Annotated in this window: 46 protein-coding genes; 1 reads left to right on the plus strand and 45 read right to left on the minus strand. The window is 36.2% G+C overall.

Annotated features, from left to right (window positions below):
- Positions 1-25: 25 nt before the first annotated feature.
- The 45 genes from BZK16_RS12385 to BZK16_RS12600 all read right to left on the minus strand — a co-directional run bounded on the left by BZK16_RS12385 (position 26) and on the right by BZK16_RS12600 (position 24,434).
- Entirely contained in the window at positions 26-208 is a 183-nt protein-coding gene (locus BZK16_RS12385) for a phage antirepressor N-terminal domain-containing protein (RefSeq protein WP_077929210.1), read from the minus strand.
- A 293-nt stretch (positions 209-501) separates the two neighbouring features.
- Complete coding sequence (locus BZK16_RS12390) at positions 502-1,320, minus strand: hypothetical protein (protein WP_077929211.1); 819 nt, start codon at positions 1,318-1,320, stop codon at positions 502-504.
- A gap of 106 nt (positions 1,321-1,426) precedes the next feature.
- Positions 1,427-2,776, minus strand: a complete 1,350-nt coding sequence (locus BZK16_RS12395; RefSeq protein WP_233145301.1) for a glycosaminoglycan attachment protein — start codon at positions 2,774-2,776, stop codon at positions 1,427-1,429.
- A gap of 230 nt (positions 2,777-3,006) precedes the next feature.
- Complete coding sequence (locus BZK16_RS12400; RefSeq protein ID WP_077929213.1) at positions 3,007-3,369, minus strand: hypothetical protein; 363 nt, start codon at positions 3,367-3,369, stop codon at positions 3,007-3,009.
- Between the two features lie 91 nt (positions 3,370-3,460).
- Positions 3,461-3,976 carry a Rha family transcriptional regulator gene (locus BZK16_RS12405; protein ID WP_158076863.1) on the minus strand — a complete coding sequence of 172 codons (516 nt, stop codon included), beginning with the start codon at positions 3,974-3,976 and terminating at the stop codon, positions 3,461-3,463.
- 91 nt (positions 3,977-4,067) lie between these two features.
- Positions 4,068-4,427, minus strand: a complete 360-nt coding sequence (locus BZK16_RS12410) for a phage tail assembly chaperone (protein WP_077929215.1) — start codon at positions 4,425-4,427, stop codon at positions 4,068-4,070.
- Positions 4,428-4,429: 2 nt separating this feature from the next.
- The gene (locus BZK16_RS12415) at positions 4,430-4,792 is read right to left on the minus strand and encodes a hypothetical protein (protein ID WP_077929216.1); all 363 of its coding nucleotides are present in this window, start codon (positions 4,790-4,792) and stop codon (positions 4,430-4,432) included.
- Entirely contained in the window at positions 4,792-5,268 is a 477-nt protein-coding gene (locus tag BZK16_RS12420) for a hypothetical protein (RefSeq protein WP_077929217.1), read from the minus strand. The genes BZK16_RS12415 and BZK16_RS12420 overlap by 1 nt, the downstream gene beginning before the upstream one ends.
- 8 nt (positions 5,269-5,276) lie before the next feature.
- The gene (locus tag BZK16_RS12425; RefSeq protein ID WP_077929218.1) at positions 5,277-5,669 is read right to left on the minus strand and encodes a phage tail terminator-like protein; all 393 of its coding nucleotides are present in this window, start codon (positions 5,667-5,669) and stop codon (positions 5,277-5,279) included.
- Positions 5,647-5,991: an HK97 gp10 family phage protein gene (locus BZK16_RS12430; RefSeq protein WP_077929219.1), complete on the minus strand. Its 345-nt coding sequence runs from the start codon at positions 5,989-5,991 to the stop codon at positions 5,647-5,649. The genes BZK16_RS12425 and BZK16_RS12430 overlap by 23 nt, the downstream gene beginning before the upstream one ends.
- Positions 5,988-6,338: a hypothetical protein gene (locus BZK16_RS12435; RefSeq protein ID WP_077929220.1), complete on the minus strand. Its 351-nt coding sequence runs from the start codon at positions 6,336-6,338 to the stop codon at positions 5,988-5,990. Before BZK16_RS12435 ends, BZK16_RS12430 begins: the two co-directional genes overlap by 4 nt.
- Positions 6,335-6,742, minus strand: a complete 408-nt coding sequence (locus tag BZK16_RS12440) for a hypothetical protein (RefSeq protein ID WP_077929221.1) — start codon at positions 6,740-6,742, stop codon at positions 6,335-6,337. The genes BZK16_RS12435 and BZK16_RS12440 overlap by 4 nt, the downstream gene beginning before the upstream one ends.
- Before the next feature lie 23 nt (positions 6,743-6,765).
- Positions 6,766-7,035: a hypothetical protein gene (locus BZK16_RS12445; RefSeq protein WP_077929222.1), complete on the minus strand. Its 270-nt coding sequence runs from the start codon at positions 7,033-7,035 to the stop codon at positions 6,766-6,768.
- A 46-nt stretch (positions 7,036-7,081) separates the two neighbouring features.
- Complete coding sequence (locus BZK16_RS12450) at positions 7,082-8,059, minus strand: major capsid protein (protein ID WP_077929223.1); 978 nt, start codon at positions 8,057-8,059, stop codon at positions 7,082-7,084.
- Between the two features lie 9 nt (positions 8,060-8,068).
- Positions 8,069-8,827 (minus strand): DUF6651 domain-containing protein, encoded by a 759-nt coding sequence (locus BZK16_RS12455; protein WP_077929224.1) that lies wholly within the window; start codon positions 8,825-8,827, stop codon positions 8,069-8,071.
- Between the two features lie 89 nt (positions 8,828-8,916).
- Positions 8,917-9,153, minus strand: a complete 237-nt coding sequence (locus BZK16_RS12460) for a hypothetical protein (RefSeq protein ID WP_077929225.1) — start codon at positions 9,151-9,153, stop codon at positions 8,917-8,919.
- On the minus strand, positions 9,150-10,154 hold the full coding sequence (locus tag BZK16_RS12465) for a minor capsid protein (protein WP_077929226.1): 1,005 nt from the start codon (positions 10,152-10,154) through the stop codon (positions 9,150-9,152). Before BZK16_RS12465 ends, BZK16_RS12460 begins: the two co-directional genes overlap by 4 nt.
- The gene (locus BZK16_RS12470) at positions 10,151-11,068 is read right to left on the minus strand and encodes a DUF4055 domain-containing protein (protein ID WP_077929227.1); all 918 of its coding nucleotides are present in this window, start codon (positions 11,066-11,068) and stop codon (positions 10,151-10,153) included. The genes BZK16_RS12465 and BZK16_RS12470 overlap by 4 nt, the downstream gene beginning before the upstream one ends.
- Positions 11,069-11,596: 528 nt before the next feature.
- Positions 11,597-13,078, minus strand: coding sequence for a terminase (locus BZK16_RS12480; protein WP_077929229.1), 1,482 nt, complete (start codon positions 13,076-13,078; stop codon positions 11,597-11,599).
- Positions 13,041-13,487 carry a terminase small subunit gene (locus tag BZK16_RS12485; RefSeq protein ID WP_077929230.1) on the minus strand — a complete coding sequence of 149 codons (447 nt, stop codon included), beginning with the start codon at positions 13,485-13,487 and terminating at the stop codon, positions 13,041-13,043. The genes BZK16_RS12480 and BZK16_RS12485 overlap by 38 nt, the downstream gene beginning before the upstream one ends.
- Before the next feature lie 75 nt (positions 13,488-13,562).
- Positions 13,563-13,997: a hypothetical protein gene (locus BZK16_RS12490; protein ID WP_077929231.1), complete on the minus strand. Its 435-nt coding sequence runs from the start codon at positions 13,995-13,997 to the stop codon at positions 13,563-13,565.
- Positions 13,998-14,047: 50 nt separating this feature from the next.
- Positions 14,048-14,350 (minus strand): hypothetical protein, encoded by a 303-nt coding sequence (locus BZK16_RS12495; RefSeq protein WP_077929232.1) that lies wholly within the window; start codon positions 14,348-14,350, stop codon positions 14,048-14,050.
- Positions 14,351-14,502: 152 nt separating this feature from the next.
- Positions 14,503-14,757 (minus strand): hypothetical protein, encoded by a 255-nt coding sequence (locus BZK16_RS12500; protein ID WP_077929233.1) that lies wholly within the window; start codon positions 14,755-14,757, stop codon positions 14,503-14,505.
- Positions 14,758-14,777: 20 nt separating this feature from the next.
- Complete coding sequence (locus BZK16_RS12505; RefSeq protein ID WP_077929234.1) at positions 14,778-15,209, minus strand: hypothetical protein; 432 nt, start codon at positions 15,207-15,209, stop codon at positions 14,778-14,780.
- Between the two features lie 62 nt (positions 15,210-15,271).
- Complete coding sequence (locus tag BZK16_RS12510) at positions 15,272-15,487, minus strand: DUF2644 domain-containing protein (RefSeq protein ID WP_077929235.1); 216 nt, start codon at positions 15,485-15,487, stop codon at positions 15,272-15,274.
- On the minus strand, positions 15,459-15,689 hold the full coding sequence (locus BZK16_RS14165) for a hypothetical protein (RefSeq protein ID WP_143691180.1): 231 nt from the start codon (positions 15,687-15,689) through the stop codon (positions 15,459-15,461). The genes BZK16_RS12510 and BZK16_RS14165 overlap by 29 nt, the downstream gene beginning before the upstream one ends.
- 454 nt (positions 15,690-16,143) lie before the next feature.
- Positions 16,144-16,518 carry a D-Ala-D-Ala carboxypeptidase family metallohydrolase gene (locus BZK16_RS12515; protein ID WP_077929236.1) on the minus strand — a complete coding sequence of 125 codons (375 nt, stop codon included), beginning with the start codon at positions 16,516-16,518 and terminating at the stop codon, positions 16,144-16,146.
- Positions 16,519-16,572: 54 nt separating this feature from the next.
- Positions 16,573-16,746, minus strand: a complete 174-nt coding sequence (locus tag BZK16_RS14480) for a hypothetical protein (protein WP_198932463.1) — start codon at positions 16,744-16,746, stop codon at positions 16,573-16,575.
- 791 nt (positions 16,747-17,537) lie between these two features.
- On the minus strand, positions 17,538-18,002 hold the full coding sequence (locus BZK16_RS12520) for a hypothetical protein (RefSeq protein WP_077929237.1): 465 nt from the start codon (positions 18,000-18,002) through the stop codon (positions 17,538-17,540).
- The gene (locus tag BZK16_RS12525) at positions 17,999-18,364 is read right to left on the minus strand and encodes a RusA family crossover junction endodeoxyribonuclease (RefSeq protein ID WP_077929238.1); all 366 of its coding nucleotides are present in this window, start codon (positions 18,362-18,364) and stop codon (positions 17,999-18,001) included. The genes BZK16_RS12520 and BZK16_RS12525 overlap by 4 nt, the downstream gene beginning before the upstream one ends.
- Positions 18,364-18,540 carry a helix-turn-helix domain-containing protein gene (locus tag BZK16_RS12530; protein WP_077929239.1) on the minus strand — a complete coding sequence of 59 codons (177 nt, stop codon included), beginning with the start codon at positions 18,538-18,540 and terminating at the stop codon, positions 18,364-18,366. Before BZK16_RS12530 ends, BZK16_RS12525 begins: the two co-directional genes overlap by 1 nt.
- Positions 18,534-18,746, minus strand: coding sequence for a helix-turn-helix domain-containing protein (locus tag BZK16_RS12535; RefSeq protein WP_077929240.1), 213 nt, complete (start codon positions 18,744-18,746; stop codon positions 18,534-18,536). The genes BZK16_RS12530 and BZK16_RS12535 overlap by 7 nt, the downstream gene beginning before the upstream one ends.
- Positions 18,740-19,033 (minus strand): DUF1364 domain-containing protein, encoded by a 294-nt coding sequence (locus BZK16_RS12540; protein ID WP_096777524.1) that lies wholly within the window; start codon positions 19,031-19,033, stop codon positions 18,740-18,742. Before BZK16_RS12540 ends, BZK16_RS12535 begins: the two co-directional genes overlap by 7 nt.
- Positions 19,020-19,226 (minus strand): hypothetical protein, encoded by a 207-nt coding sequence (locus BZK16_RS12545; protein ID WP_077929241.1) that lies wholly within the window; start codon positions 19,224-19,226, stop codon positions 19,020-19,022. Before BZK16_RS12545 ends, BZK16_RS12540 begins: the two co-directional genes overlap by 14 nt.
- Complete coding sequence (locus BZK16_RS12550; RefSeq protein WP_077929242.1) at positions 19,226-19,621, minus strand: hypothetical protein; 396 nt, start codon at positions 19,619-19,621, stop codon at positions 19,226-19,228. The genes BZK16_RS12545 and BZK16_RS12550 overlap by 1 nt, the downstream gene beginning before the upstream one ends.
- 3 nt (positions 19,622-19,624) lie before the next feature.
- Complete coding sequence (locus tag BZK16_RS12555) at positions 19,625-19,936, minus strand: hypothetical protein (protein WP_077929243.1); 312 nt, start codon at positions 19,934-19,936, stop codon at positions 19,625-19,627.
- Positions 19,936-20,403: a recombination protein NinB gene (locus BZK16_RS12560; protein ID WP_077929244.1), complete on the minus strand. Its 468-nt coding sequence runs from the start codon at positions 20,401-20,403 to the stop codon at positions 19,936-19,938. The genes BZK16_RS12555 and BZK16_RS12560 overlap by 1 nt, the downstream gene beginning before the upstream one ends.
- A complete protein-coding gene (locus tag BZK16_RS12565; protein ID WP_077929245.1) occupies positions 20,400-21,059 on the minus strand; it encodes a DNA methyltransferase in 660 nt (219 codons plus the stop codon). Before BZK16_RS12565 ends, BZK16_RS12560 begins: the two co-directional genes overlap by 4 nt.
- On the minus strand, positions 21,052-21,678 hold the full coding sequence (locus tag BZK16_RS12570) for a hypothetical protein (RefSeq protein ID WP_077929246.1): 627 nt from the start codon (positions 21,676-21,678) through the stop codon (positions 21,052-21,054). The genes BZK16_RS12565 and BZK16_RS12570 overlap by 8 nt, the downstream gene beginning before the upstream one ends.
- Entirely contained in the window at positions 21,672-21,869 is a 198-nt protein-coding gene (locus tag BZK16_RS12575; RefSeq protein ID WP_077929247.1) for a hypothetical protein, read from the minus strand. Before BZK16_RS12575 ends, BZK16_RS12570 begins: the two co-directional genes overlap by 7 nt.
- Positions 21,869-22,549, minus strand: a complete 681-nt coding sequence (locus tag BZK16_RS12580; RefSeq protein WP_077929248.1) for an antA/AntB antirepressor family protein — start codon at positions 22,547-22,549, stop codon at positions 21,869-21,871. Before BZK16_RS12580 ends, BZK16_RS12575 begins: the two co-directional genes overlap by 1 nt.
- Positions 22,550-22,551: 2 nt before the next feature.
- Positions 22,552-23,172: a hypothetical protein gene (locus BZK16_RS12585; protein ID WP_143691181.1), complete on the minus strand. Its 621-nt coding sequence runs from the start codon at positions 23,170-23,172 to the stop codon at positions 22,552-22,554.
- Positions 23,060-23,932 (minus strand): helix-turn-helix domain-containing protein, encoded by an 873-nt coding sequence (locus tag BZK16_RS12590; protein ID WP_077929250.1) that lies wholly within the window; start codon positions 23,930-23,932, stop codon positions 23,060-23,062. Before BZK16_RS12590 ends, BZK16_RS12585 begins: the two co-directional genes overlap by 113 nt.
- Positions 23,929-24,138: a hypothetical protein gene (locus BZK16_RS12595; RefSeq protein WP_077929251.1), complete on the minus strand. Its 210-nt coding sequence runs from the start codon at positions 24,136-24,138 to the stop codon at positions 23,929-23,931. The genes BZK16_RS12590 and BZK16_RS12595 overlap by 4 nt, the downstream gene beginning before the upstream one ends.
- A 2-nt stretch (positions 24,139-24,140) precedes the next feature.
- Positions 24,141-24,434: a hypothetical protein gene (locus tag BZK16_RS12600; protein WP_077929252.1), complete on the minus strand. Its 294-nt coding sequence runs from the start codon at positions 24,432-24,434 to the stop codon at positions 24,141-24,143.
- A 137-nt stretch (positions 24,435-24,571) separates the two neighbouring features.
- On the opposite strand from BZK16_RS12600, the gene BZK16_RS12605 reads away from it, so the two are divergent.
- Complete coding sequence (locus BZK16_RS12605) at positions 24,572-25,276, plus strand: XRE family transcriptional regulator (protein ID WP_077929253.1); 705 nt, start codon at positions 24,572-24,574, stop codon at positions 25,274-25,276.
- The last annotated feature ends 105 nt before the right edge of the window (positions 25,277-25,381 follow it).

Genomic DNA, 25,381 nt, shown 5'->3' on the forward strand with positions numbered 1-25,381 from the left:
CGCTTTCTCTAATCGAAAACTGTATTTAACAATAGCTTTCAATTAGAGAAACATGTTTTAGCACCTCATTTCTATTGATTCTTTCATACTGGGCATTCCAAGCTAGACCTATATTTGTGCAAATAGGCTTCATAGCAACATAAGGCTTGCCATCATGGTTTAAAACTTGGATTTCTTGGTTGTGAAATGTTACTGATTGAATGTTCATGCTGTTTACTCCTTTTCATTTAAAAACCCATATAGGGTGATCGGGAGGTTCGAAAACAGCCAACAGAACTGCCGGACGTATTTCCCTCGAAAGGGTATTGTATTAGTCGCCCACCCGACCAAAAAGAAGTAATTTTTTAGCTCATACACAAATAACAAACACGAAGAAATTATGAGCGCAAAAAAACCGCATCTGACGGGTAGCGGATATCCGCTGTTGGTATTAAAAGGTTTCGACGCCTCTAGCTCATTTGAGCTAAGTAAATGATAGCTGAAATTTAAAATGTGTCAATACTAATCGTTTAATACAAATGTGTCATTCTTATGAACCTTTATAATGTTATACACTTTTGGAACCCCGTTTAAATACTGAACATCAACATCAACAATAAAGCCAAGCTCCTGCCAAGGAACATCGAATTCTTTACCAGCATTATACATATAAACTTTATCTTCTTCATTGGCAAAAATGATCTTTAATGGCTTATTAGATATGCTTTCTATAATCCCCATATCCCCAGTTTTAGTATTTGGAACATGCCTTGTTTGATACCATACCATTAATCTATTGGTAGCTTTATGATCCATCTTATTTTCAATCAATGCTATTTCTTTTTTAGCCTTCGTTTGGATCTTTTTAGCCTGAGGGCTATCATAAAAAACTGGGCGAAAATCACCCGATATATTGCATCCAATAAGATTTAATTGAATTTTTGAAGACTCATCATTAGCCACAGGAGATAATGTTTTACAAATATTTTGTAGATCCTTTTTAGTAATATCTATATCAGGTTTTTTCCCCTTTCCAGATAGCCATTCCATTGTTTTGACAAGCTGATTAATCCACATTTCAAGAGGACTTGTTGCTGCAATCAAAGAAACATATGGTAATGATTGAGCCACTAGCTCAAAGACCATTGACCCTTTTTTTATCTCAGATACATATAATGAGCTCTCAGCTAACCCCTTAGCATCATTTTCAATATAACTATAATACTGATCAGCAATTCCAGTTAATGAATCTGTCAACTCAGTTAATTTCACTGGCTTAGAATTACTTATAGTAATCCTTAAAGTATTATTCATATCAATATATTCAATAGATTTTTTCATTATATAATCTCATTTCAATTAATTTTTTTAATTATTATCTCTATTTATTCAAACAATAGCAATATAAAGGCTATTAGTCTTATTTTTGATTAAATGCATGCCTTAGTCATATCACTTTGTTCAATAGTGTCAAGGAGCTATAACTATGAAATTTTGGAATTGTACTGACGATTTCCCCATCACGAAAATGGTGATGAGCAATAGAAGGAAATAGCTTCTGTGGAACAGGATACAATGCTTTAGGGTTGTGAAACATTGATAGACCTTGGGCCCAAGTCTCATCACATTCCTCATTCACCTTATACGAAAAAGGTATAGGTGTTGAAGCATTGGGGCTGTGATCATAACGGGTTCCTTTTCGAGATACTGATATAGAAGGGTCACCAAACCCTGCCTGCTTACCCATTCTAATAAACTTAGATATTGTGCCTTCTGTGGAAAATAAAATAGCACTAACATATTCTGATTCTGGTAGAAAAAAGTACCCTGAAGAGATAACCTTTTCTCCAAGTCTGTGTTCTTCAATAGGAGAGGCCTTTATAATTAAATCTCCACTCTCATTATGATGGGCATTAAAGCGAGAGCCATATAAATATTCAATTAAAGCAGAGCTACTCCAAAGCATCGACATATCATCATGAAAATCTGCTAATGCCATAACTAAAGGTAATCCTTTTACATGATCTAATTTCCAATATTTTTTCTTAGATTTTGTGTATAGAACACTGCCAAATCTTATTGGCATTTCATTTTTAATTTTTTCTTTTATATCTAATGAAGGTGACTTGTACCCCTGACTACTTATCACCTCATCTTTTTTACCTACAATAGCGGCCTCAATAGCAATAGATTTCCTGTGCTTTTGAACAATAAAATCTGGGGCATTATGCTCACGATTAAATAAAAATTCTTCTTCTGTTAAATATGAATTTAGATACAGCTCCCAAAGGCGAGCATCAAATCCAGTTGTTTGAAATTGCTCAATATAATTACCATCAATATCTACAAAATGAGGCATAATTTCCTCAATAATCCCTTTTGCTGAAGAATATTCCTTACTTTCATTTAACAATTTAAAAAATGGATGAAATTTATTTTCTGCAACTACTGGCAAAAATAAATTGATAATTTTCTTATTATCATTATGTTTTTCAGAACCTTCTTTATCCACAGGAATATGTTGATCGATGTACTGTTTAGCCCATGCATAAGCATCATCCGCCTTTTTAAATCCAGTGCGTACTTCAAATGCACAGTAGCGCCTAATTTCATCACGTTTTAGCAAAATTGATACAAAACTACTATCTTCAATATCTACAACAATAGTACCTATAATAGATTCATCTCCATTACTGAACCACATAACTTCTCTACCCATACCACAAGCTCCTGGCTGACGAGATGCCCATACTAGTGCTCTAAATCTTTTAATATCTAATTTTTTTATAGTGGCCATATATTTTCTCATACCCTCAATAAAACATTAAATTTGTGATGCGCAATTTTATCTTCAATACACTACTTATATGCAAACAAAATACATAAATCATGCCGAAAAAGATATATTAAAGACCTATAGGAGATGATTAATTCTATTAAAGTACCATAAATTAAATGGCTTTTATGTTATGAGTAACTACTTCTTTGATTCTTTATCCCATTCACGTATAATTCTCTTACCCACAATCAAGACTTTTGCCTTGAAAAATAATAACCAAAAATAAAGCTCAGCAAAGTACTAGAAAACGTTAATATTTGAGGTAAATGCTGGCTATGGCCTATTAGAGTTACAAAAACTAAAATTATCAACCCCATAACAACTGTTAAACCAAGAATACTGCCCATCCTTTTGTTAATACGTTCCGTCTTTGGCTCAGCTAATCCAATTCCACCACAAATACTGCAAGGAATACCAGATACACCTGGTTTTACTTTAAGGTCATTCATTTTTATGCATGCAATACACGATTGCCCATTCTCTCCATTTGCACATACGCCTGTTTGTCCACAATGAGCACATGGGTATAAATTAGCTTGTAAATTTTCCATTTTGATTTTGCTATCCTGAATTATATACATTTAAATATTTTCTAGAAGTGTACAGGATAGCAAGCAAAATAAAAGCCCTTGCTATCGGGCTTTAGTGAATCTTCTTTTTGTCCAACTGATCTATCCAATCTGGTTGAATTTTACTTTCAAGAAACTTTTGTTCCTCTTCTATTTTAGGCTTTAAATGCTTCCATTCATTTAATCCATAACCACACTGAGAAGCATTTTTTTCTGCTTTATCTTTAAATAGCATCAGATCTTGATATTTAGCAAAATAGCCAAGCTGATTCGCCATATCATTAAAAGCTTTGATGTAAGCTAACTTAATTTCCATAGCCTTTTTCGTTCTGTAAGCCATAACCAATAAGGTTAAAGCATCCCTGCATAGATTATATTTAGGTCTTTCTTTTCCTTGAAAATCAATATAGTTAGCCAAGTCTAATTGGACTTCGCTAGTAATCCCATCAAGGTCATCTATTAAATTTCTAATATCTTTCAAAACTCTAGCGTGAGATTTTTCAAATACTCTAGCCACAATCAAACTATCTGTGTAAATTTCGTTTTGATCTACAAATACTAAATCTTGTGTTAAAATTAATTCATTCATTGCAATTCTCCTAATAATGGTTGTAATGAAAAGCCCTGCGATTACAGGGCTATTTTTTTGGATAATAAAAAACCGCATTTAAGCGGCATCATCATTCTTTCTCTTTTTCGTTCATAATCTGTAAAAACAGACTATCTAGCATCAATAAAATCTCTAATTCCAAGTTGATATAGTCGATTGATTTCAAATCAAAATAAGCTTTGATCTCTTGATATATCAGCGATCCATATGCAAACGACATGCCAATGTAATTCCTGCGAGTTTTATCTAAATCAGTAAACCATTTAAATATATGCTCAAACTCACTAGGAATTGATGGCAGGTCTTTTAGCTCATCTGAGATAAACCCTGTTGCCTTGTGTAGAGATAAGTGCTTCTGATATTCAGTTTGCCCGCTTTTATTTGCTTTATAGAAAAAACGGACAAACTTAGAGAAATCCTCTTCGAGCACATTTAATCTTTGAGCAAAAAAAACTTATCATCTCTAGATTTATCGATAATTTGCGTGCGTAGCCAGTCAAAGTTAGTCAGCAAAAAGTCAATACCATCAGCATCATCTTTCAATTCGTTCCCACTAACCTTGATACCCTTAAAGCCCACTAAGATAGTTTTCGCATGACGAATTTCACTCTTAATGGCTTCTTGATTGCTTTTTACTTCGTTCTTTAAAGCACGATCAATATCGTCGAGTGCAGAATCACTTTTAAATGATCGAATTGTGATTTCAATTTCTTTGGCAATCTGACCATCTGGCAACTCAGGGTTAAATGATCTTGGTTTTAAAAGCTCATCACGACTAAATTTAGTAATATCCATTAATTTTCCCCTTCTTCTGCATATTCATCATTAACTTTTTGATTAAAAGTAATTGTTGTTTCGCATGTTTGGTATGCGCCAACATCTGCAGCGCGTGAAAGTGCAGTTACCGTGCCCAATGTGGTTTCAGTCAATAGCACCTTGTCGTTCAAATCACTAGAAACCATCTTGATATAATGCTTTCGTTTCCCGCTATGACTTGACTTGAGTACTCTATAAGCCCCTTTATCAGGCTCAAAGAACAACCCACCTGATAATGAGCCTGCATTACTTAAACCAAACTCAACGTCACGATTTTCAACAGTGCAAAGTGTTGAGACATCAATCTCCTCGCTTGAGCCAAAATCGATCGACATATTTGTTAAGTCACACGAAAGACCAACTAAATCGCTTTCCTGTGGCGCAGTAGATGGCATTTTGTCCATTGGCAATTTTGAGATAAAGATTTTAACTTTATCTGCTCTTACTTTTGACATATTTACTCCTAGTAAATTGTTTTAGAAAATTGAAAATAAATAGAGATGGCAGTCATATATTTGCCGCCTGATCGAATACTTGGTGACCTAGAGATGGGCTTATAAATCGCAGAAGTGTTATTAATTCTTCTACTTGATAAGCCATGCGAGAAGCCATCTATCAACTCATCTGTTTTTTTAGCCGACTCATTCTCATTTAAATAGAAATTAACTTGAAAAATATATTGATGATTTTCGCTTGAGAAAGTTTCATCGTGCGGTGAAATAGGCAAGATAAAGCATTCGAGATATTCACCTTTGTGGTCTGATTTCACATTCTCATAGCTAACACCTAGCCCATGCTTTTTAGCAAAATCACGAACATAAATCTCAAGTGATTTACGAGCCTCGCTTAAACTCATTTTTAACCTCTTCTAATGAAATTCTGGCATAGCCTTTTGGTGCTTGAATTGAAAAACCATTTTGAGTTTTGCCTGTTGGATTTTTGGGAGGATTGGGGTAAAGGCCGTATTCAACAATGTGAGCATATGCCGATGGGCTAAATACAACATAGTGAAAATCGCCCTTTTGAGATATTTTCCATGAAATCTCAAGCTCTCCACTATCAACAGGTACTTTCGCCTGAATTTTTGACAAAAGGCTGTTTGATGCTTTGTTTAAATCCCCCTCAATCTCAGCAAATATCTCTGCTTTTCGCTTAGTGATACGATCTTTAATACTCATATCTTTCTCACATGTGCTTTATACATCACAATAGTAGAAGCTGGCTTAATTGGATTTGGTGCAATGACTTGATATTTAACATCATTAACCGTGCAGATCGTACCAACTTCTAGTTCAAGCGATGCAGTTGCTAAAAGTGTTTGATCGCCCACTTCAATGAGATTATTTTGATTGCCAAAGCGCATATCAATATTAGTAACAACCACTTGTCCTTTTGTATGCTTTTCACTGTTCGTCATGCCAGTTTCAGGATCATATTCACCATCAATCTTAGTAACAGCAGTGCAAGCAACGCCAAACTCAGGCAGCAACTCATTGACGATATTTTGGATTTCTTCATAGTTCATCGCGACAATCTCACGAATAGTGATGATGATTCAACTTCAATAAGGCCGCCCAGCATATTTTTAATGCGATTTGACGAATTTTGATATGCCGAATCATCATCTTTATACTCAATCTGAATAACATCGATTTTGACGCTATTCTGAGTGCGTGAACGAGAGATAATTAATTCATTACTTGCAGCAACTTCACAAATGGCATTCATCAGCTTAATTGGCGCCTCAACTTCGCCATTTCTGATCTTTTCATTTAGATCATCGACAAAATCAAAGTTTTCATCAATGAAATCAGAAGCCGAAACTAACCGCTTTTCCTTTTGATCATCTGTGAGAATCGCCCATCTCTCCGCACTTGTTCGCTTTGAGTGATAATCATCAGCATATTGAAGCGTGACATAACTATCCATAATTCACTCCAATAAAAAAGGACTTATTCGCCCTCTTTTTGTTCTTGGTTGTCGACATTATCTTGATTATCAGAGTTATCGACATGATCAACAGTAGCAATGCCATTTACTGTATCAATTAAAGCATTGTAAGCCTTGGTAATATCAGCAGCTTTTGCGCCATTTTCAAGTTTCGGTAATTGCTTGATGCGTTGAATTACTGCATCGTTATCAGCAATACCATTTTCAATTCGATTTAAATCGCTCGCACCAGGATGGCTGTCGGTTGGAATCCATTGACGTTTTTCAAACATATTATTTTCTCCATAGAAAAGGCGGTTATTACACCGCCATTAATGATTAATCACCGACTTGACCACCAGGGCCATTAGAACCCGTTGATGTAAGATCAATAAGAACACCAGCAGTAAGCTTGTTGCTCTTAGCGTGTTTTTCCCAACTTGTCTTAGCTTTAAGCTTTTCAATATCAGGATTTTCACCTTCTGACATCTTGTAAGAATAGCCAAGCAAATCAAGGTTGAATGTACCTTCTGCACGCGCACCGATTGCCATGTTTTCTTCATCGTTAATATCCCAGATTCGGAATCCTGGCATTTGTGATTCAGTGATTTTCAATGCACCTGCTTGGAGCCCAAAAGAGACATCTTGGCTGATCATGTCGGTGACTAAAACAGGACGGCCCATTGTGCCTGGCAATCCACCATAAACAATAATCTCACCTTCAGAGTAAATCTGATTAGTCAGAGCTTCATCAACAATGTCAAAATATGTATCAGAGTTCATTACCCACAATGCAACGCGATTAAACTTATCCCCATATGTTCGCATTGCACGTGTGAGGGCTTTACGGCCATCCACAGCAATATTGCCTTGAACATTCATCGCAGGATTACTTAGAATCGCCCCTGTTAATGCACCAACACCATAAAGTAAATGGCCTGCTGATGTTGCATCTGCTAAATCTTGACCAATAACATAGGCAAACTCTTCAGGGCTTCGAGCTCTACGCTTGAATGCTTCTTCTGTTGAAGCATATGGACCATATTTATATGGAACTTTAACACCAACTTGTTCACCCATGCCAATAATATCAGGTGTTACTTTTGCCGTTGAATTCACATCGCGATGAACAATCTCGCCGCCTAATTTATAAAAGGATGATTGTGCAAAATTACCTGGAATAATCTTGCTTTCCAATACAATTGCACCATTAGACATGCTATTAAAAACGTCAATATTATCTTGTCGACGTTCTAAAAATGCAGTCTGTGCTGTTTGGTTATAAATAACCATATCTTTATTTACAGTTGTTCCCATTGTTTTCACCTATTTTGGAAGTTTTAAGAAATTTTCTTGTCCATGTTTTTGAATGTATGTAGCTTTTTCTGATGGGCTCATTTCAGATCGTTTAATACCTGATGGTGCATTACCTGAGTTACTAGTGCCACCACCTTTATTGCCACTACCTTTTAAAATTGTGTCTTTGTGTTGATATGCATTAACAAACTTCGCTAATGCCTCATCAAAAGATGCTGGTTCACCAGGATTAGAATCAGAATAAATAATGCTTTCTAGATTATTTGTGTCATGCAATGCAATAACGCGATTATTTGCATCGACAGTGAAGTGCTTACCAAAGAACTCACGTGCCATATCACTTGGAATATTCAATTTATCTGCAATGAATTTTGATTCACCAAATGATTGCCCGATGATGTAGGATTGCATTTGTTGTTTATATTGTTCAGCTCTTGAAGTCGCTTCACTTAACTGAACATCATGTACACGTCTCATTTCTGCTTTGATTTCTTCAACCTTGCCAGCATCAATCAAATCTTTTTCACTGAATGATTTGACCTTTTCCATTGCTTCACGCGCCTTAACTGGGTCAATACCATCAAATGCCTGCAACTGTTCTTTGTATCCATTGCCTTTTTGGCGATGGCCAATTGCTTCAGCTTTCAAAGATTCAATGTATTGCTTGTTTGATTCCAAAGAGAAAGCCTCTTCTTTGCCATCTGCTGTGATCACCACAGGATTGCCATCAACTACAACTAAATTGCCATTTTCATCTGTTTTCCACATATTTTATTTCCTTGGCTTCTCGCCTAATTATTTGAGCATCACGCTCGATTAATAAATTTTGAGTAACAAAAAAGCCCCTTTCGGAGCTGTTATTTTCTAATGTGAGGAATATGCTGCGGCTCTAGCCGATATTTACCACAGGGCAAATCACCATCTTCGTCAATGAACATAAACTCGACTGTTGCAGCTACAAATTTTCCTGTTTTTTCAAACTCAACCGCACCAATCATTTCGTATTTGTTACCGTGCTGATCTGTGATATCGAATATTTGATGTTCATTGATTTCGCACTTAATAATTTTTAACTCAATCTTCTCTTTGCTCATAGGTCATAAATCCCTTGTAATTGCTTCAATGTTAGTGGCCGATCACTCTGATCAAGCATCTGCTCAATCATTAATTTTCCTTCTCTGAACCACTTGGCTCGTTGAATGCCTAATACTCGATCTTGATAATTGATCGGCTGAGATTTAAGCCAATTAGAATAATCCACATTGTCATTCACTTGCCCAAATTGACTTGATCGTGTAGAAGCAACTGAATTTTTCAATATCATTCTGATGATTGATCTGCATCGATAATGCAGTGGTGGCTTTCTATATTGCATTTTGTGGCCAATTGGCTTGTTATCCAAAGTCCACTTTTTCAGATCACGAGCCTTGCATACATCTGTCGTTCTACTATCAAGTGTGGATAGATGCTGTTTTGCTTCTACTAAATCAGAATTATATTCAATTAGTTTTTCTTGGGCATCATTTGCAATCGCCGCATTGGCTGTTCTCACTAATGTATCAGCGTGAACCTTACTGATTCTGATTTGATTTCTTATATCTTTTGAAATGTTATATTGCGAATCACCAATAACATTGCCATTTCTGATAATAGTTTCAATCTTGAACTGTAGATCGCTCAATTGCTTTTCCCACCAATCACGGATATCTCGACCATCAAACAATGGTGCGTATTTAATGGATTCTAGCTTGTAATTCGGCATTGAGCTAAATGCTTTATAGCCAAGCCATGAGTTGTAAATATTGGCTTCAATCTTATGAGATGCAACATAGAATTGCTGATTCGTATCATTCAAATACGCGATGATTCGTTCATATTCATCTGTGATAATGCCTTTGATATCACGTACAAGAAGATCAAGATCTCGTTTAGTGATATTAGCAATATCATCACTGATAATACGGGCAATAAGGTCTTTCTGAGTATTATCAAGATGCTTAAATACGATTGATCGCACATAAGCATCATAACGAAAAATATTGATCTTATATTCACATAAAGCAACCGTTAAATCGTTGTAGCTGATTGTTGTCATTCATTAACCTCAATGCTCCCAATTCTTTCAATACCAACCAGATCTTGCTCTTCCTCATAAGTACGAGTATCAGCAATGCCACCACGAGCAACCAACGTATCAAATACTGTGCGTTTTGAAATAACACCATGTGTTAATGATTGCAGTAAATCTGATGTAGTGACATCACTATCAACCGTATATTTGAGATTATCTGTAATATCAATAGAGCCTGCATCTTCTAAACCTAGCCACAAACCAAATTTATAGATCACATCATTGATAAAGTCATTAAGCATCATTCCATACAACATCAATTCACTGACTTCTTTCGTACTTTCTGATTTTGCCTGAGTATCAGTCAAGGCCATTTTGGTTCGCATGAGAAGCTTGGATCCTGCAACAGCCATTTGCTCTTCAAGTTTATTCAAAGAGTTTTGACCTGCTTCAATCGCCGCACCTGAGTGTTCAATATATGAAGCATCACCATCAGCTGGCAACTGAATCGCCCCCTGAATTAGCAACTCTTCGTCTTTACCAATATTAGTGCCTTTCAGCTTTAAGATTGGCATTCTTGCCTTTCCTAAAATATTGTCTTGCTCTGATTGTGACTGCCAATGCTTGATATTCAGATCAGCCAAATTAGCCAAGGGAGGTTTTTTCGCAAGCTTTAATTCAGAGGCCATGACATATGGGTAATCTTTGCCACCAACTTTGATCTCAACATCATCATGTAATGACCAAGCTTCATTATCTCCACTTTTTCTATAGAATCGTGTTCGCCCAGGTGTCATTAATACAATTTCATCAAGATATTTAATCTCAAATTCATCTGTATTAGCTTCATCAATCACGCTGTGTATGTATTTAAGTAGTGTGATTCCGCCCTGATCTTTACGCACATCCATCACTTGATCAGCGCCNNTTAGCTTCATCAATCACGCTGTGTATGTATTTAAGTAGTGTGATTCCGCCCTGATCTTTACGCACATCCATCACTTGATCAGCGCCAATCTTAAAAGCATAAGGCCTTGCGCCGTTTTCTTTTTCTTCCTGCAGTGACTTCGCTTGCTCTACAGAAGAATAATCAATAACAATGTATGATCTAGCATACGCCAAAGCTTCAAAGAAAATAGATTCAAATACACCATTCATACTTTTATTTGAGCCGTTAAAATCTTCTTTATAGGCGCTGACTTTTTCATTCAAATCATCAACAACTAATGCTTTATAAAATACACGACCACCCATAGATTTTACTGTATCTTCAAAATATGGCGTTAATGTTGCAACACTTAAGCGGCGATTATAATCATCTGCCGTTTCAGCCTTGAACTTAGGTAAATAAGATTCACGAGCACTTCTCATGGCACTTGTTCCGCCAAGTAGAGCCATAATAGGCTCTATCATGGTACGGAATTCGGCAATGTCATTTGAAATTGTATCTACTTTCATTTTAATTCCTAGAATGGCAGATCAACACGTTTAGCTGTTCGATCTTTCATATTATTAGCAACTGCAAAGTATCTAAAAGCATCAGCAGCGTGAGATGCTTCATTGTGAAGCGGCTTATCTCGCCACACTCCATTTTTATCATCCCAAGCCTTTCTATAAGCTTCTAAATGCACAAGGCCTTTGCCGCATTGATATTCATCAAACGCGCATAATGGAAGAATTTCACGAACCAACTCAATACCACCATCAACGGATTGACGAGGTACTACTTCAAAGTTAATTGAATAATTTTGCCCATCAATCATATATCCTTCTCGCGCTAATTCTTGACGGCTTTTCGCATCACTGCCAATCTCTCTGTTTTGAATATCATGCGGCGCATAATGAGATTCATAGTTATAGCCACGATCTTTTAGCACTTTAAAATAATGCCTTAAGCCTTCACCTGAATTCTCATAAAAATCTATGACGTGATATTCTTCACCAACTTTTCGCACAAACCATATTGATGTGCTATCACCAACACCCAAATCCCAATAAGTGAAAACAGGCAAATGAGAATTATCAGGTAACTTGCCAATTCTGTTTTTAGTTCTTAATTGCCTAAACTGTTCAGCGTAATAAGCACCCTCAATCGCTTGATCGAATGCTTCTTTTGGAGTGCTTGGATATTCACGCTTCATCTCGTCTTTAAGCGTACTTGCTTTTGCTTGATACCAAAGCTTTTGCCCTAAACTAAACTCTTGGTTTAATTCATGCGCCAACTTATCAAAGTATTCATCTGTGCCTTGCGTGATCTGGTCTTTATTGCCATTCAATACATATTCTGGATTACTAAACCAATCATAAAAAAAGAACTTCCAATCTAAATCACCCAAATTACTTTGATCTAGTTTTTGTGATTCTTGGCAATACTCATAGAAATACCCCGCTTTTCCTTCCGCAGTTGATTCTAATGTGATGATTCCATCTTTAGAAACAGCCTCAAAAGCACCAGTTACAATCTCTTTGGATTTATCGGGATACTTAGCACATATCTTTCCAAATTCCGAAATATGAAGCTCATTAAGCGTTCCACCACGAGCCGAAGTACCCACGAATATGTAACCGCCTTTATCGAATACCAATTCGCCAGCACGATCATTTGATGCTGGATTGCTTAGTCTTAATGAATTAGGCAGGCGATCATAAGCAAACTTTACTTTTTCCCTGAATAACTTATTAGCATCATCCAAGTTATGCGCGATCATCCCACATGCTGCACGCTCAAAAAATGCACTATCTAACTGCATGATTGCTTTTAATGTTGTAAAGCCTAATTGCCTCGCTTTTAATATGATGTTTCGAGAATGCTCACGGTTAAAGTAATCATCTTGCTCATTGTTAAAATTGAACGTAATTACCTGTCTACGTTTATTTGTAATTTTGTATAAATTATTAAGCCGCCATCTTTTACTCTTTAGATTCTCGACTGTTATTTCGTGCTTCATTTCCAATCTCATCTATCAAGTCAGAAAGCGGATTAACTGACATTTTAATGTCTTGCTTATCTGAATAACCATGATTAGCCAATGCAAGCTTTGCGATAGTAGGGTTAAATTTACCAATCAATCCATTATTAAGTATCAAAACTTCCTGTACGGCCTTTAGCTTCTCTAACGTGCCCGAAAACTCATGATTTTTAGATTTCTCCCATTCTTGAACTGTTGACCTAGCAAGCCCTAAATAAAGAGCTAAACCGCTAACTGTCGGGATGTTTTCAGTGGGATTAATTTTGCTATCTTGCAAATTATTTCTTTCTTCTTCTGATAACTGAAAGAACCAAATATATTCCTCTGCCTTATCAAGCACCGATCGATCATATACTGTTGGACGACCGCCTTTGTTTTTAGCCGCCATAGTGACTTTCCTTTAGGTAATAAAAAACCCCAATTAAGGGGCTAGCAAGCTATATTGTTAGCTCGTCTTATGGTATTAGTCTGATGCAATAATTTGATTAATATAGTCAGTTAACTTATGAGAGAATATTGAAACATAAGATGTATCGCTTTTTATACTATCCAACCAAACCATCCTTTTACTGTATAGGCTTGTATTGAGTTTTCTTCCAAACTTTTTATGTATCCCTCTCAAATACCTTTTAACATCATGTTCAGCATTATCATAATCTAATAGCTTTTCAAATCCTATACCTTCTACTTTGCCATATAGTTCTACAACATAAATTTTCTGGACTGTTTCATTACCACTATCCTCATAAATAGTCATATCCTCATTAAATATTAAAGAGCTATACTTTCCTTTATCTATTAGAGGACAGCCGATTCTATACCTACCTATATTTTCATAAGGCTGATCACATGCAAATGAAACGGATAAAAACAAAATGAAACCAATTAAAATCTTCATGATGTACCTATAGTTATTATTAGATGATGCAATTATATAGGTGTTTTATGTTATTTACTTAACTGCCTTAATTGTTGTTTGATCTCACCATTGTCACGCTCTAATGTTCCAACTCTTTTGGATAACTCCTTAACTTCATCTTGAAGTGAGCGTTGCGCCATTTCATATGATTCAAGCTTTACCACCACAACAGCAACTTGCTTTGACATAGCAACTATCTCACGCTGTGTTTCTTCTTGTCGTCTATTTGTATCTGCCTGTGAATTCAGGACAATCCCAGCCAAGATACTTGCCATGGCTGTAAACGCCCAAAATTGATATTTTTCAAATGTAGTTTTTAAATGATCTGCCATTAGCGGCTTCCTTATCTATGCCGCTCGGGCGTTTACAATCTCTATCGTATTTAATGATGTGCGATAGAATCCATTCTTTTGTGCCTGATGTTAGCTGGTCCTGTCTGCTGATAGAACCACGCTTCCACCCTGCACAATTAATTGCCTGGTAATCAATCTCTGTATGCTTTGTTTTGTTCGAGCAGGCGATCAACATCAGACTCACTGCTAACACTAATATGATCTTGAACATCTTTAGATTCCTGCTCTTTTTGATTGATGAATGAAAGCTCTTCATTCTTGCTTTTGTGTTGTTTGATTTCGTCTTGTTGTTTTTCAATCTTTCTATCCTTACTTTTCAGCAGGACATAAAAAAGGGCGGTTAAAACGCCCCATGCTATTAATAGATATGTTTTGATCTTATTCATACATCCTTTTATTCGCTACCCTATTCCAATTTAGAGCTATTTTTATGACCTGGGCACTCAAATGGAATACCATTAAATACAAAAACTTTACTGTCTTTGTCATTATGACTATCTGAATAAATCACCCACAACGAAGAAATTAAGCTTTGTTGCTCTTCAAAATTTTTAGGGAAATACGGTGATGTTTCATCTATAGATAACATCCCTTTATTACGAGGGATTATGTTTTTTTTATTACCTTTTATTACTTCTCGAACCGTTACATCCACCTTTGCTGAAAAATTCAAGGACTTTTCTATAAAATTATCCTTATACTCACCATTGGATATTCCATCAATTATTACAATATATTGTTCTTTTATTCTACCATCTCCCATGCATACAGTGGCATAGGCAGTAGTAACAATGGATTGTGTGATCAATAAGACTGCTAAAATTTTTATTTTTTTCATTAATCTCTCAACGTACATTACTAGGAGGAATCAACAATATAATACTATTAACCCATATGTTGTTATTTTTTAAGCTGTTTCAATGCAACAAAGCCTTTAGATGTTGCCGTCAATGTCGCCATGCCTGCAATAATGAAAGCTAATTCACTTGGCACAGTTAGATCAAACAGCATCGCAACAAAGAAGCCAATGCACAACGTAATAGCACTCATCATCTGTATAGTGTTGGTTGTGCTCAATCGCCCATTGTCATTTGTGAATAGTTCTTTTAACTGCATTGCGATACCTTTTGTTTGTGCTTCTTAAATGGTCAACATTATTAATAGGCATTTGATTTTGACTAGATAAAGATTGCAATGAAACATGATGTTCAGCCAATACTGCAAACTCACTCTTTTCTCTATGCCGTTCTACACATTCAACAAATCGCCCAATAAACACCAAAGCATGAGATCCAATGATCACTATCTTCTTATCCATACACCACCAGTTATTAAATATTACTTAACAACTCAGCCCAATACTCTTTTCAAAGTATTGAGTGAATCGTCAATCTCACCAAATATTATTTAAATCAAGACAATTTTCTTACGCATACCAACCTCCACAATTGTCGTTATTTAAACGCAAATAACAGCATGTATCTCGTTTGTCTGTACTACATAGAAACTCAGCCTAGCACCCTGCCAAGATGCTAGATCAATCTCTTTAACTTGCACTTTTGCGATGCTACCGCTTACCTTTTACCGTCGCCACTTTTCTTTCTGGTCATTTAGCCATCTTTCGTAATCATAATATTCATCGTTTTTAATGAACTTTAAATATTGAATACAGCGCATGAGAAGAAACGGAACAAGGATCATTGCCAATGTTGCATATCCAAGTGCAATCATTAGTAAAACAATCTTCATTATTTCCATATTCATTCCCTGATCTAAGAAACGCCCGTACCTTTCCAGCGAGCTTTATTTGCACGAACATCGATGTGAGTAAATGTTCTGTATTTACCTACACCATATTTGGTTGTGTATTTTTCATTTAAATACGCATAAACATCGTTTGGGCTAACACCTGCAATGCGAATATCTGCAGCTGTACCAAGTAAATGCTGTGATGCTTTTGCACCACCAACTTTCTTGTTATGAGCTTCACAACGTAATCCACTATTAATCACAACAGGCTTGCCAAAGTGAGTTCGCACATCTTCAAGCACTTCGATTAATTCAGGATTAACATCACCGTCATTCAGCCCAAGACCACAGCCACACTTACATGCAAATTCTTTCTTTTTAAAGTGTTTACTTAGCATTTTATTGCTCCCACAAAAAAGCCCCAATTAAGGGGCTGTTTATCAATTCGTTTGTTATAGCGTACAAGCACCACCTGCACAGCCTGTATCTTCTACTTCTTCGTGATCGTGTTTTTCTACTGGTGCGAGCTCTACTCTTGATGCTGCACACAATACACAATCATCGCCACTTTGTTCATTAAAGAAGCCAATATTTAATTCTTTACCGCATGTATTACATTTTTTCATGATCAATTGCCTCACGTTTAAAGTGAGTTATTTTACTCTTAATGTTAATGAGCAACTTAGTAAAATCAGACATAAAAAACCCCGCTTAGAGGGACTAAAAGTATCAAAGCAGGGTCTACCAAAGCGAGCTAATTACTTAGCGACTAATTTATATAAAATTACTTTAAAAATGTCAACATTACACTTAATGACAAAATACTATCTGAGCTAGCTGTATTTATTTTAAACATAAAAAAACCCCAACTGAATGGGGTAGCAATACCACTAAATTGTAATTATCCACTTAGACTTCTCTAAGCCCACATAGATTAAACTATTACAACTAAAATTAACAACCAAACATAAAACTATATGATTGCCATCAGTATATATAAAAATACACTGAATAATTTACTCAGAAATTAAATATCTTTACTATAATAGATGGCTTATAACAAAAGACCCCATATTTCTATGAGGTCTTTTGCACATCAAACTAACAGCATCTCCAAGTTCAATATCTACTATATTAATCACTCCGTCAACAAAAATACTTATAAAATAAATTAATGACTTATTTTAATACAGCAAATAGATATTAAATGCAGAAGACCACTAAATAGTCTTTCAAATTCAGTTGCAAGCTATTGGATAACACGAATATTTACTTGCATTCTGTCGCTCAGAAATCGAACCCTTTACCAGAGGGCTTTGTAATGGCTTTCGCTAGACACAACAACCACTACAAAGATAATGTATCAAAAATTTCCCCTTAAAGTGGGGAACTATTCCCCTATTTTCATATTAAATTATTAATTGACTAAAAAATATGCAAATCTATTACGTGCATTCTCAAATTGCTTGGCTGAATAGCCTTTTTCCTTAATAACATCTGCAATTCTTTCATTGTCTTTTCTAGCCAAATAAACCTCATTTAGAAGAAAAACATATTGCTTATGGGTTTTATTAATCTTTTTCATTTCATCCAAAGCACGAATAGCCTTTGCAACCACTTCGGGAATCTCACAACCAATTGGAATATTACTACCTGCAGGCATTCTATCACCATCTTTGATATTGCATGATGAATCACCATATCCGACTGATTCAAGCAACCAACGCGCACGGAACTCTAAAGCATGATCAGCGTATCTCAACTGTTCTTTAGTGATCCTCTGTTTTAATTCACGTTCTGCAAATTGCTTTTTATGAACATCATGCTCAGGCATTTTAAAGCCTTTAAGAACTCCATCTTCAATGATTAAACCAAAACTCATGCTACCTCCACAAATTCAATTTCTACGCCTTGCTTATCTTTCTTAACCACTTCAAACGAATGATTGATGCTGACAATATGATTTAGATTATCGTTCACTAACATGCCATTTTCTTGCATACAATCTAGGATTGCTTTCAATAACAGATTATCTAAATCTCTATTTTTACTTGGCACAAGCCAAAGAGCATTGATGTGATATTTACCACTCAATACACCTTTGACTTGTGGCTTGATCTGAAAATATAAATCACGCATGAGTTTCTTTTTCTTGGATGCACTGCCATACTTGCTAGCCCTAGCTTGGCGCACTACTTCATTCAAATTGAAGTCTAAAATCTCATGGTTAATTTTGATTTTCATTATCTTGAAATCCCATATTCCTTGATTTTTTTATTCATTGTTTTTCTGTCAATATCAAGATCAGCTGATGCCTGCGCTTTATTCCAATTAGTTTTAAGCAACTGGCTTCTGATAGCTTCCTTTTCAATGACCTCTACAATCTCTTTTAGCGTCATGCCTTCAAAGTTAATCACCATCCCTCCCTCCTTTTATTGCCCTCAATGCCGTACAGCTTCATGCGATCAATTACCTTTGATCTTGAAATCCCAAGATACTTAGCCATTGCCGATTGATTGCCTTTGCATTTACGGCATGCGATTAGAAATAGATCTTTCTCAACTTTTCTCATTACTTTTGAGTGAACGAATGCTTCAGGTAATAATTCTTCTTTAATCTCTACCATTTTACCGCCCCCATTCTTACTACATTGAGTTGAGTTCTGATCATGCCTTCATACTTCATATTGTCGATCTCTTCTCTTGAGAATTGAGATTTAACACGACCATCTATTACGTCATGGCAATTTGAACAGCACCAGGTGCCAATCAGATCAATTGTTTTCTGTCCCATTCCTGCACTGCCTTTAATTGGCACATGTGCAAGTACAGTTGTTTCATTATTGAAGTTGCATACATTGGGAATGCGAACCTGACATTCTTTCCCATGAGCTAGTTTTCTAAGATTTGCCATTTTCACCACCGAAATAAACATTTGCTTTAACTCTATTTAGCTCATGAACAAGCCGGTCCTTTGCTTTATGATTTTTCATATCCTTTGATTTTAGAAATCGTTCTTGTAGATCAACCCACCAATTAAAATGATGAATGCCACCAAATGATCTTTTCTGACCGTTATATACGATATTGATAATTCCCTTAGCCATTAGTACAAGTCCTCTGGTTTTAGTTCTCTAGCCAAATATTCATCACGAATATCAATTGCAGCATTAGCAGCCTCTCCAAATTCATGGGAATCAATCCCTTTATCATGAAAATTTGGTATTGCATCAAATACTTTTCTAATTGCTTCTATTTGATTTTCTTCAACAGCAATCTTCATAGCCTCTTTAGCATCTACAAAGCGGTTTTTGGATGTAATAAAGCCTTCTTTTTCATCCTTTGACGACCCCGTCACGCAAAGATATTCATACGCAAAAGACGATCTAATCTCGTCATAACTACATCCATTCAACTCTGTTTTATCTCCAAAGCCATCATGCTCACAAATGTATGGTCGGAATTGAATCGCAGCACACACAATCTTTTCTTGCTTATCCATTATTCAATCCTCCAAAAAATGCATTGTCTTCATCAAAATTGCATCAACTACATTCTTTGAGCTGGTATTTATCTTTCTTTGAGAGTAATCATTAAAACCATCTATTTTGCCTTGCTCTAATAGCGTTATTGCTATATTGATATGATTTGTTAAGTATGTTCGCAAGAACACAAGGCGCTCAATTTCATTGGCAACATAGCCACAATGATCACAATAAATTGCTGTCAACGCTTCTGGATGATGTAGCCTGCCAATAAATATATGCTCGCAATCCCTTTTGAATTGAATCACATTGCTAATTTCCTTATCAGCCACTAAAACCTCCCCATATCCAAGCCCATCATTGACGGATCAGTTAAACAATATTGATATTCGCCTTGTTGCATTGCTGTTAATGCCTGTGCAAATTCTTTTACTTTCAACATACTTGTTGATGAAATAGCGCTCGCACCAAGAGCCTTGCAAACGTATTCATAGTCACGTAATTTTTCGATTTCTTTAATTAGCAAATACTGATCTCTGACTTCTTCATCTTCACTTGAAGCCATTACAGGCAAGAAATATGCATACTTACAGCGACCAGATTCAAACTCTAAGCCGTGGTTTGTCATGTTATGAATGTCTTTAAACCATTGATGCATTAAGCGATTCTGAGCTTTTGAACGATCTTCTTTTTTTTCAGAGATAGAAACTAAAGGCGTGATTCCTTTTGCCATGACTGCGCGAATCTCAGTGATGGCATTTTGTAGAATGTTGTTATTGATGATGTAGAACTTAGTCATGCAAATAACCTCTCTTGTTGTGTCATTTGTTCAATTCGACACTTGGCTTTTTCAAACATAACTGGATCAATTTCAATACCTGTATAATCGATTCCAAGATTTGCAGCAGCAATAGCACTTGAACCACTTCCCATGTGAGTATCTAAAATACTTTGACCGCTTTCGGCATAATTCATCATCAACCATTCATAAAGTGCGATTGGCTTCTGAGTTGGATGTATTTTTTCTTCTTTACGCCAATCCATTCTCTCTTGGCGCATTCCATCCCACGTATATCGAAAAATTCTAACTGCATCGATCATGCTGCACGATGCAATTTCAGCATTACTAAATGTAGATTGATCATTCTTTTTATCCCAAATCAATCGCCCACCTTTCGCCAATCCTGCAAAATCAAAATAGTTAATACCCCAAATGATTTGATGTTTCGATACTCGAGCCAGTTCAGCAAAATATTCAAAGCTTGGCACTTGCCAATACTTATAATCAAAATCTGTATTATTTCTTTCAACACCAGTTGTTGAAATCTTTGCGCCTGGTGTAATCATTCTTTTTGAGTCGTGAAAATAAGGTGGATCTACAATTGCCAAATCAAATTGGCCATCTTTAAATTCACGCATTGTTTCCATGCAATCAGCATTAATTAACTTAGTCATCGCGACCTCGCTCTTGCTCTACTGTTGCGCCTTTTAATTCTAATATTGTATGAATGATTACATGATAGTTTTCATCTCTATACACGATAGATAAATTTGAATACTCAACACCATATCTACACAACTCTTTAACTTTTATGATATTTCCATTCGCTAATGTAATTGTCGAATCAACTTTGATGCGCTTAATATCTTCTTCACATTCGATCACAAAGGTTTCTTTGTAGAGGGATTGGATAAACTCAATGCCTTCGTCAATATCCGCAATTGTAAAAACTTCTTCACTTTTATCATGCAGTTTAATGCTGACCGCACAAATAGTAATTCCTACACTGAATATTGCTCTATCTTTAAATGCTTTAGTCGCTACATCAATCAGATCATCAAACGTATATTGCTGTGATTGCTCTTTCTTTTTGAAGTATTTGAGTGAATCCAAAGGAATTTGAAGGCCTGATCTAGTCAAGCTCACACCATTTTTTGTGATCTCAAAAACAACAATAGGGCCTTTTAGTATTTGCTTGCGAATACGGCCATAGCCATTATCTTGGTTAACATAACCATCACGATCAATACACTCCAACTTATCACCAGCTTTCACATCTTCAATTTTTAACATTCTGTACCTCTCAAAATCTCGCCGCATATTGCACACTGTAATCGCCCATCTTTAAACGCTTGCTCTTCCTCTGCATCAAGAAAAATCATTGTTCCGCATTTACACTTATGCGATTTAGCATCTGAAAACATGAGGGCTAATGTTCTTTTCAGTCTTTCTTGTCGTTCTTCTTGCGATTCTAAAACACTCATCACGCCACACCTTCAGCAGTTAAACATTCAATAATCCAAGCCTCGCCAGTTAGCGTAAACATTGGCTGTGCATAGCCCAATTCTGTTTGACGCATAACGCCATAGCTTTTATCTACAAACCACTGTTGGAACGCACGACCACGCTTGATCGTATTGTTGTAAACTTTCATTTCATCCAAGTAGCGATTCATCTTGACTGCTGACATCTTTAATTTTTGAGCCACTTGAGTTGCATTGAGCAAGTTTTCACGCTCAACAACTTTGTCGAAGTAATTCACTTTTGGAGCTTGTTGCTCCAATTGCTTTGCTTGGTCTGCTGCTAATTGAAGAGCATCAGCAAAATTAGTTGGGATTTGTGGAACTGCTGATTTTGCAATTTCTTCGCACTTGATAAAATATTGACGCGCTTGCTTGCCTTTTTCATTGCGCTCAACCATAGACAATTCTTTAGCCATATCCACTGAGATGTGATACTCAATAACAGTTGCATTGTTCGCTTCCATTTTTTTGTGGAAGCGGATAAAGTCTGCGCTCTCTTCAAAACCATAGGTTTCAATGCGTGATTTTATCCAGGTTGAATAATCCTGTTTGCTTTCTAAGAAAGCGTGTAATTCACGAGCATTTACAGTCTTAATGTCCTGGTTATTGATATTTGATAACTCGATTTTAATTAATTCCATGTTTAACCCTCCGCCAATTCATTAAATGCCGCCAAGCTAAATCCAACTTTTTCACCCTGAGGAAATTCATCAATTTCAACTAGAAAATCAGGTAATTCATTTCCCATTTCCAAATGTTTTTTAAGCTGATTGATTCCTGATCTAACCAATATTTCTGCCTGTTTGGTTGTTGCTGTTTTAATATCTGCACCTATCAAGCTCATGATGAATAAACATTCTCTTGTACGACTTAGCCCTTTACGCTCAAGTACCGATTCATTGCCCCAGTAGATGCAAGTTTCATAAATTTCATTGAAAGCAAGCGACCCACCTTCTGCATTTTTTCTGAACACTGGTACTGGTGACGGCCATTTATCTTCGCTGCGCTTTTCAGCCTCCAAGCCTCTTGCGATTTCTTGCATGCTTAGGGATAAAAGCATTTCAGCCCACTCACCATCGTAATTAGCATTTGCACCATATTGTGAACCCCATTTATGCCCCCAAATCTCAGCCATTTTTAACCAAAACCGATCAACGATTGCTTCTTGCTTCTTCGTCGAGCATTGCTTGATAGCTTGCTTCTGCTTTGGCTCTTGCCCTACCAACAAGCGAGTTGTCTGTGTGATTTGATTGATTGGTTGCATAAACTCCTCCTTGTGGTCGATCAACATATCTGCCACCCTCTAAAACTTTGATAAAATTATTAGGCTTAACGAACCATGTAAAATCCATTACCCAGCCTCTATCTCCGCCACCTTTTAGGAAATTGGATTGACTAGCCACTTCGATAGCTTCAATGATTAATTCAAGTGAATATTCCTTGATTCTTGCTTTAAGTAACTTTTCTCTCTCTCCACCAATTGCTCTAATTTTTGTAAATCCTGAATCATTCCACTTGTCGATAATTTGTTGATATGGATTTGGCTTAATTTCTGAATCATTAAAATCATCTGCCTTACCACCACTACTACTAATAGATTCAATGGGAGGTTCAGTTGGTAGATTCTGTACCCCAATTTCGGGTGAGCTATCCACCCCAATTTCGGGTGAGCTACCTACCCCATTTTCGGGTTCGCTTATAGCAACCCCAATTTTGGTAGAGCTACCGTTTTTGGGTGAGCTTGTTTTAACCTCTTTAATCTCAATATTTAATTGAAATACGCGGACTGAATTTGTAGGACCTTTACGTTTACCAGTATCTTTAATCAACCCCATTTCAATTAATTTCAAAATACCTGTTTGAACAGTTTTAATATTCAATCCAGTATCTTTCTCTAAGCGTGAATTGCTTGGATAGCATGAGTGATATTCATCTGCTCTATCAGCCATTGATAAAAGTATTAATTTCAGTGTTGCTGGCTTGATATCTAAATCCCAAGCCCAATTAGTGGCTAACCTACTCATTGAACCTCCAACGAATAAATCTTGTATGGCTTGCCTGTACGCTGATTAGTCGCCCAGCGTTTAGCAAGTGGATAAATAGTGCCAATCTCACTTAATCGTGCTGTAGCGCCATTTGTGTGATATTTGAGATTAATTCCACGCACAGTTACAGAGCGACCATTTTTCAGATCACTGATGATGTGATCACGTACTGATTTTGGAGTCATGATTAGCTCTCCTGTGGTTTCTGAAACCCGCCCAATCTAAATTTTGGAGATAGAGAGCTTTCAGCCAATGATATTTTCTTAAGATCTGATTTATCAAAAGCAAACTGTGGACATAATTTCTTTTTGCTAATATTCGTCTTAGCCTCAAGTATCACCGCCCAATCTGGACGAGCAACGCCTGTATTAAGCCATTTACTGATACAGCTTTGAGTTACCATGATTCCATGCTTGGATAACTCTTGGATTACTGCCTCTTGACCACCGATCAATTTAACAGCCTCTCTAAATGCATTCATAAAATATTATTCTCCAAACATATTTAATATTCTTTTAATTATATAGAAGAATTTATTTTACTCAACAAGAATATTCTATAAAGATTTGTTTAAATCTTTTTTATGCGTCATAATTATTCCATTTGGAATATAATATTATGGAAAGTAACAACGAATTAGGTAAAAGAATTAAAATGCGTCGCTTAGAACTAGGAATGAAACAAGATGACTTTGAGGAGTTTGGATTAAGTCAGGCCAGCATTTCTAAATTAGAAAGAGGCGAGTACAAGAAAACACCTCAGATTGCAGATTTAGCAAAAGCATTAAAAACTACAACTGAATGGTTAATGTATGGTGGTGATGTTGTACCAATTAATAAAAACTCACAAAGAGACCCTAGCGTTGAATATCATTCTGAAGTTTCATCATGGGACAAAAACACTCAGCTTCCTCAAGGTATGCGAGCAATCCCATACTATACAGAGACATGTGCTTCTGCTGGCAATGGGTGCGAGGCAATTGAAGATGACACAGAAGATAGAGTATGGCTGCATGATTCATTTTTTATAGCGAAAGGAATTAAACCTGAAGATGCATTTTGTATGCGCGTAAGAGGTGATAGCATGTACCCTATTTATATGAATGGCAGCACAATTGCTGTAGATAGAGGAGCTGTAAATATCATTGATGGTGATGCTTATGTAGTTAACTATAGTGGTGATGTATTTATTAAATATCTACGTAGAATTTCGCCTGACACCGTGCTATTAACATCAGAAAATTCAGCATATCCAGCATTGGAAGCAAAAACCAATGATCTAAAAATAATAGGAAGAGTTTGTCTATATATCTCAGAAAAATAAATTTGTGCACAATTTTGATTTTTACTGTAACACAATGTTTTTTATTGCAATAAATATCCAATAAACTACCGCAGATGCTTTAAAACCATATATTGTGCATCTTGA

Source organism: Wohlfahrtiimonas populi, from assembly GCF_002006795.1.
Lineage (GTDB): Bacteria > Pseudomonadota > Gammaproteobacteria > Cardiobacteriales > Wohlfahrtiimonadaceae > Wohlfahrtiimonas > Wohlfahrtiimonas populi.

Bases quoted from the DNA above. Each gene is read 5' to 3' on its own strand.
- BZK16_RS12575 (WP_077929247.1), bottom strand. From the start codon at position 21,869: ATGAGTGTTTTAGAATCGCAAGAAGAACGACAAGAAAGACTGAAAAGA.
- BZK16_RS12405 (WP_158076863.1), bottom strand. From the start codon at position 3,976: ATGAATGAATTAATTTTAACACAAGATTTAGTATTTGTAGATCAAAAC.
- BZK16_RS12440 (WP_077929221.1), bottom strand. From the start codon at position 6,742: ATGGATAGTTATGTCACGCTTCAATATGCTGATGATTATCACTCAAAG.
- BZK16_RS12505 (WP_077929234.1), bottom strand. From the start codon at position 15,209: ATGAAAAAAATAAAAATTTTAGCAGTCTTATTGATCACACAATCCATT.
- BZK16_RS12605 (WP_077929253.1), top strand. From the start codon at position 24,572: ATGGAAAGTAACAACGAATTAGGTAAAAGAATTAAAATGCGTCGCTTA.
- BZK16_RS12545 (WP_077929241.1), bottom strand. From the start codon at position 19,226: ATGGCTAAGGGAATTATCAATATCGTATATAACGGTCAGAAAAGATCA.
- BZK16_RS12395 (WP_233145301.1), bottom strand. From the start codon at position 2,776: ATGGCCACTATAAAAAAATTAGATATTAAAAGATTTAGAGCACTAGTA.
- BZK16_RS12600 (WP_077929252.1), bottom strand. From the start codon at position 24,434: ATGAATGCATTTAGAGAGGCTGTTAAATTGATCGGTGGTCAAGAGGCA.
- BZK16_RS12525 (WP_077929238.1), bottom strand. From the start codon at position 18,364: ATGAAAATCAAAATTAACCATGAGATTTTAGACTTCAATTTGAATGAA.
- BZK16_RS12490 (WP_077929231.1), bottom strand. From the start codon at position 13,997: ATGAAGATTTTAATTGGTTTCATTTTGTTTTTATCCGTTTCATTTGCA.
- BZK16_RS12590 (WP_077929250.1), bottom strand. From the start codon at position 23,932: ATGAGTAGGTTAGCCACTAATTGGGCTTGGGATTTAGATATCAAGCCA.
- BZK16_RS12445 (WP_077929222.1), bottom strand. From the start codon at position 7,035: ATGTTTGAAAAACGTCAATGGATTCCAACCGACAGCCATCCTGGTGCG.
- BZK16_RS12510 (WP_077929235.1), bottom strand. From the start codon at position 15,487: ATGCAGTTAAAAGAACTATTCACAAATGACAATGGGCGATTGAGCACA.
- BZK16_RS12450 (WP_077929223.1), bottom strand. From the start codon at position 8,059: ATGGGAACAACTGTAAATAAAGATATGGTTATTTATAACCAAACAGCA.
- BZK16_RS12595 (WP_077929251.1), bottom strand. From the start codon at position 24,138: ATGACTCCAAAATCAGTACGTGATCACATCATCAGTGATCTGAAAAAT.
- BZK16_RS12400 (WP_077929213.1), bottom strand. From the start codon at position 3,369: ATGGAAAATTTACAAGCTAATTTATACCCATGTGCTCATTGTGGACAA.
- BZK16_RS12390 (WP_077929211.1), bottom strand. From the start codon at position 1,320: ATGAAAAAATCTATTGAATATATTGATATGAATAATACTTTAAGGATT.
- BZK16_RS12465 (WP_077929226.1), bottom strand. From the start codon at position 10,154: ATGACAACAATCAGCTACAACGATTTAACGGTTGCTTTATGTGAATAT.
- BZK16_RS12480 (WP_077929229.1), bottom strand. From the start codon at position 13,078: ATGAAGCACGAAATAACAGTCGAGAATCTAAAGAGTAAAAGATGGCGG.
- BZK16_RS14165 (WP_143691180.1), bottom strand. From the start codon at position 15,689: ATGGATAAGAAGATAGTGATCATTGGATCTCATGCTTTGGTGTTTATT.
- BZK16_RS12500 (WP_077929233.1), bottom strand. From the start codon at position 14,757: ATGAATAAGATCAAAACATATCTATTAATAGCATGGGGCGTTTTAACC.
- BZK16_RS12585 (WP_143691181.1), bottom strand. From the start codon at position 23,172: ATGCAACCAATCAATCAAATCACACAGACAACTCGCTTGTTGGTAGGG.
- BZK16_RS12540 (WP_096777524.1), bottom strand. From the start codon at position 19,033: ATGGCAAATCTTAGAAAACTAGCTCATGGGAAAGAATGTCAGGTTCGC.
- BZK16_RS12435 (WP_077929220.1), bottom strand. From the start codon at position 6,338: ATGAACTATGAAGAAATCCAAAATATCGTCAATGAGTTGCTGCCTGAG.
- BZK16_RS12520 (WP_077929237.1), bottom strand. From the start codon at position 18,002: ATGAGTTTTGGTTTAATCATTGAAGATGGAGTTCTTAAAGGCTTTAAA.
- BZK16_RS12385 (WP_077929210.1), bottom strand. From the start codon at position 208: ATGAACATTCAATCAGTAACATTTCACAACCAAGAAATCCAAGTTTTA.
- BZK16_RS12485 (WP_077929230.1), bottom strand. From the start codon at position 13,487: ATGGCGGCTAAAAACAAAGGCGGTCGTCCAACAGTATATGATCGATCG.
- BZK16_RS12430 (WP_077929219.1), bottom strand. From the start codon at position 5,991: ATGAGTATTAAAGATCGTATCACTAAGCGAAAAGCAGAGATATTTGCT.
- BZK16_RS12570 (WP_077929246.1), bottom strand. From the start codon at position 21,678: ATGTTAAAAATTGAAGATGTGAAAGCTGGTGATAAGTTGGAGTGTATT.
- BZK16_RS12560 (WP_077929244.1), bottom strand. From the start codon at position 20,403: ATGACTAAGTTCTACATCATCAATAACAACATTCTACAAAATGCCATC.
- BZK16_RS14480 (WP_198932463.1), bottom strand. From the start codon at position 16,746: ATGAAAAAATGTAATACATGCGGTAAAGAATTAAATATTGGCTTCTTT.
- BZK16_RS12425 (WP_077929218.1), bottom strand. From the start codon at position 5,669: ATGAGTTTAAGCGAGGCTCGTAAATCACTTGAGATTTATGTTCGTGAT.
- BZK16_RS12495 (WP_077929232.1), bottom strand. From the start codon at position 14,350: ATGGCAGATCATTTAAAAACTACATTTGAAAAATATCAATTTTGGGCG.
- BZK16_RS12415 (WP_077929216.1), bottom strand. From the start codon at position 4,792: ATGGATATTACTAAATTTAGTCGTGATGAGCTTTTAAAACCAAGATCA.
- BZK16_RS12460 (WP_077929225.1), bottom strand. From the start codon at position 9,153: ATGAGCAAAGAGAAGATTGAGTTAAAAATTATTAAGTGCGAAATCAAT.
- BZK16_RS12550 (WP_077929242.1), bottom strand. From the start codon at position 19,621: ATGGATAAGCAAGAAAAGATTGTGTGTGCTGCGATTCAATTCCGACCA.
- BZK16_RS12530 (WP_077929239.1), bottom strand. From the start codon at position 18,540: ATGGTGATTAACTTTGAAGGCATGACGCTAAAAGAGATTGTAGAGGTC.
- BZK16_RS12420 (WP_077929217.1), bottom strand. From the start codon at position 5,268: ATGTCAAAAGTAAGAGCAGATAAAGTTAAAATCTTTATCTCAAAATTG.
- BZK16_RS12580 (WP_077929248.1), bottom strand. From the start codon at position 22,549: ATGGAATTAATTAAAATCGAGTTATCAAATATCAATAACCAGGACATT.
- BZK16_RS12535 (WP_077929240.1), bottom strand. From the start codon at position 18,746: ATGGTAGAGATTAAAGAAGAATTATTACCTGAAGCATTCGTTCACTCA.
- BZK16_RS12515 (WP_077929236.1), bottom strand. From the start codon at position 16,518: ATGCTAAGTAAACACTTTAAAAAGAAAGAATTTGCATGTAAGTGTGGC.
- BZK16_RS12455 (WP_077929224.1), bottom strand. From the start codon at position 8,827: ATGTGGAAAACAGATGAAAATGGCAATTTAGTTGTAGTTGATGGCAAT.
- BZK16_RS12565 (WP_077929245.1), bottom strand. From the start codon at position 21,059: ATGACTAAGTTAATTAATGCTGATTGCATGGAAACAATGCGTGAATTT.